Origin of the sequence: Cellulomonas septica (assembly GCF_012396155.1) — a bacterium.
In the GTDB taxonomy this organism is placed as follows: domain Bacteria; phylum Actinomycetota; class Actinomycetes; order Actinomycetales; family Cellulomonadaceae; genus Cellulomonas; species Cellulomonas septica.
On sequence record NZ_JAAXOY010000453.1, the window covers coordinates 1 to 3016 of the forward strand.

5 protein-coding genes are annotated in these 3016 nt (G+C 72.3%); 2 read left to right on the forward strand and 3 right to left on the reverse strand.

Going from position 1 to position 3016, the window contains the following annotated elements:
• From HGA02_RS14895 to HGA02_RS14905, 3 genes are all read right to left on the reverse strand, one after another.
• Window positions 1–277: heavy-metal-associated domain-containing protein (locus tag HGA02_RS14895; RefSeq protein WP_168679792.1), on the reverse strand; the 277-nt coding region annotated here is incomplete at its 3' end.
• Window positions 274–507, reverse strand: a complete 234-nt coding sequence (locus HGA02_RS14900) for a heavy-metal-associated domain-containing protein (protein ID WP_124341034.1) — start codon at window positions 505–507, stop codon at window positions 274–276. The genes HGA02_RS14895 and HGA02_RS14900, both read right to left, overlap by 4 nt.
• Before the next feature lie 33 nt (window positions 508–540).
• A complete protein-coding gene (locus HGA02_RS14905) occupies window positions 541–846 on the reverse strand; it encodes a metal-sensitive transcriptional regulator (protein WP_210728618.1) in 306 nt (101 codons plus the stop codon).
• A 157-nt stretch (window positions 847–1003) separates the two neighbouring features.
• On the opposite strand from HGA02_RS14905, the gene HGA02_RS14910 reads away from it, so the two are divergent.
• Window positions 1004–2056 carry a sulfate ABC transporter substrate-binding protein gene (locus HGA02_RS14910; RefSeq protein WP_168679794.1) on the forward strand — a complete coding sequence of 351 codons (1053 nt, stop codon included), beginning with the start codon at window positions 1004–1006 and terminating at the stop codon, window positions 2054–2056.
• A gap of 5 nt (window positions 2057–2061) precedes the next feature.
• On the forward strand, window positions 2062–2925 hold the full coding sequence (gene cysT, locus HGA02_RS14915; protein WP_168679796.1) for a sulfate ABC transporter permease subunit CysT: 864 nt from the start codon (window positions 2062–2064) through the stop codon (window positions 2923–2925).
• Window positions 2926–3016: the final 91 nt, after the last annotated feature.

The window sequence follows — 3016 nt, forward strand, 5'->3', positions numbered from 1 at the left end:
GTGCGTCCCCGCGACGGGCCGTGACGCGACCGTCGTACCCGGCCCGCCGGACCGCGGCGAGCAGCGCGGAGTCGTCCGCGACGCTGCCGTCGTCGGACGGCCGCAGCTCGACGTGCGCGGTCTCGAGCGCGAGGTTCACGGTCGCCGACGCGCCCGGCACCTGGTTGAGGCGCCGCTCGACGCGCGCGACGCACGACGCGCACGTCATGCCCTCGACGTCGAGGTCGACGAGGGCGACGGGTGCGCCCGTCGTCGGGCGCTCGTCCGGGGTGCTCACAGCAGGGACCTCCGGGGGGTGACGGCGTAGCCGGCCTCGACGACGGCCTCGGAGACCGTGTCGTCGGCGAGCGGGGCGTCGGACGTGACGCGGACGGTGGACGACCCGCCGACCACGAGGTCGACGGCGACGTCGGTGACGCCGGGGAGGGCGGACAGCTCGGTGGTGACCGCGTGCACGCAGTGGCCGCAGGTCATGCCGTCGACGCCGAAGGTGGTGGTCTGGGACATGGGTCTCTCCTTGGTCGGGTGGGGGGAGCGGGGTCAGCTGCGGACGAGGCGGGCGATCGCGTCGGAGGCCTCGCGGACCTTCGCGGCGCCCTCCTCGGGGGACTTGCGGGCCGCGTCGACGACGCAGTGGCCGAGGTGGTCCTCGACCAGGCCGATGCTCACGGCCTGGAGCGCCTTGGTGACGGCGGAGATCTGGGTGAGGACGTCGATGCAGTAGACGTCCTCGTCGACCATGCGCGCGATGCCGCGGACCTGCCCCTCGATGCGGCGCAGCCGCTTGAGGTAGTCGTCCTTCGCGTCGGTGTAGCCGTGCACGGTGGCCTCCCCGGTCGTGGTCATACCCGTCCCAACACGGTACCCCCCGGGGGTATTCCGGATCAGCACGTGAGACGGGCTGGTCAAAACGTGGATGCTCTTCCCTACAATTGCGACCGACCTACTCAGGTTTATCGACCCGTCGTCGTGCCCCCGCACGACCCCCTCCTCGAGGAGTCCCATGAACGCCCGCACCACGCGTCGAGCACGGATCGGAACGGCGCTCGCGATCGCGGCTGTCTCCCTGCTGACGGCCGCGGGCTGTGCGTCCTCGGACGCCGCGGAGCCCGGTGCGTCCGGCACCTCCGACGCCGGTGCGGCCGCCGAGCCCACCACCATCGACCTCGTCGGCTTCGCCGTCATCAAGTCGGCCTACGACGCGCTCGGCGAGGCGTTCGCCGAGACCCCCGAGGGGGAGAACGTCACGATCGCCGCGTCCTACGGCGCGAGCGGTGCGCAGAGCCGCGCGGTCATCGCCGGCCAGCCGGCCGACGTCGTCGCGCTGTCGCTCACGCCCGACGTGCAGGCCATCGCCGACGAGGGTCTTGTCGCCGAGGACTGGGCGTCCGACGAGGACAAGGGGATCGTCTCGCACTCCGTGGTCGTCATCGCGGTCCGCGAGGGCAACCCGCTGGGCGTCGAGGGCTGGGACGACATCGTGAAGCCCGGCGTCGGGATCGTCACCGCGGACCCGGGCACGTCGGGCTCGGCAAAGTGGAACCTGCTCGGCGCCTACTCGCAGGCGCTCGGCGCGAACGACGACAAGGCCGCCGCCGAGTCGTACCTCGGCACGTTCGTCGACAACGTCGTGAGCTGGAACGACAGCGGCCGCACCGCGACCGAGGCGTTCGTCAACGGCACGGGCGACGTGCTCATCTCCTACGAGAACGAGGCGATCGCCGCGCGCGCGTCGGGCATCGCGCTCGACTACGTCGTGCCCGACACGACGTTCCTCATCGAGAACGCCGCGGCCGTGACCGTCGACGCCCCGCAGCAGGCCAAGGACTTCCTCGACTTCGTGCGGTCCGACGAGGGTCAGCTCATCCTCGGCAGCAAGGGCTTCCGTCCGGTCGGCGACGCGAAGGCCGCGACGGACGTCGAGGGCGCGAACGACCCCTCGAAGCCGTTCCCGGACGTCGAGATCGTCACGGTCGAGGACCTCGGTGGCTGGAAGACGGTCAACACCGAGCTCTTCGACAAGGAGAACGGTCTCGTCGCGCAGCTGCGCAAGTAACGGTCATGGCCCTCCTGACCAGGACCGAGGAGGTGACGCCCGCGCGGGTCGCGCGCGGGCGTCGCCCCGCCCCCGACGGCCGCTCCCGGCTCGGTCGTGGCTCGGCCGTCGGGCTCGGCGTCGGCGTGCTGTGGCTGAGCCTGCTCGTGCTGCTGCCGATCGCGGCGCTCGCGTCGACCGCCTTCGAGAACGGCTTCGGCGCGTTCTGGGACGCGGTCACCACGCCCGAGGCGGTCGCGACCATCCGCTTCACGGTCGGCGCCGCGCTGCTCGTGACTGCGGTCAACGCGGTCGTCGGGACGCTCGTCGCGTGGGTGCTCGTGCGCGACGACTTCTGGGGCAAGCGCGCCGTCGAGGTCGTCATCGACATCCCGTTCGCGCTCCCGACGATCGTCGCGGGCCTGGTCCTCATCTCGCTCTACGGCCCGCAGGGCCCGTTCGGCGTCAACCTCGTCGGCACGCAGGCGGGCGTCGTGCTGGCGCTGCTCTTCGTGACGCTGCCGTTCGTCGTGCGGTCGGTGCAGCCCGTGCTCCTGGACATGGAGCGCGACGTCGAGGAGGCCGCGGCGTCCCTCGGCGCGAGCGGCGCGACGACGTTCCGCCGCATCGTGCTCCCGACGATCGCGCCGGCCATCGTCTCCGGCGCCGCGCTCAGCTTCGCGCGGGCGCTCGGCGAGTTCGGGTCCGTCATCCTCATCTCGGCCAACCTCATCGGCAAGACCCAGGTGTCGTCGGCCTACATCCTCAAGCTCATCGAGTCGCAGGACCCGGTCGGCGCCGCGAGCGTCGCCGTGCTGCTGCTCGTCGTGGCGGTCGTCGTCCTGGTCCTGCTGGACGCCCTGCAGCGAAGGACGGCACGCCGTGGCTGAGCCGACGACCCTGACCGACCGCGACGCGACCGCCGGCGCCGCCCCGACCGCCGGTGCCGGGACCCGTCCCGCGACGGCCGCGTCCCGCCCG

What these genes read in the sequence shown, in the direction of transcription:
- HGA02_RS14900 (WP_124341034.1), bottom strand. Translation starts at nt 507, where the DNA reads ATGTCCCAGACCACCACCTTCGGCGTCGACGGCATGACCTGCGGCCAC.
- HGA02_RS14905 (WP_210728618.1), bottom strand. Translation starts at nt 846, where the DNA reads ATGACCACGACCGGGGAGGCCACCGTGCACGGCTACACCGACGCGAAG.
- HGA02_RS14910 (WP_168679794.1), top strand. Translation starts at nt 1,004, where the DNA reads ATGAACGCCCGCACCACGCGTCGAGCACGGATCGGAACGGCGCTCGCG.
- cysT (WP_168679796.1), top strand. Translation starts at nt 2,062, where the DNA reads ATGGCCCTCCTGACCAGGACCGAGGAGGTGACGCCCGCGCGGGTCGCG.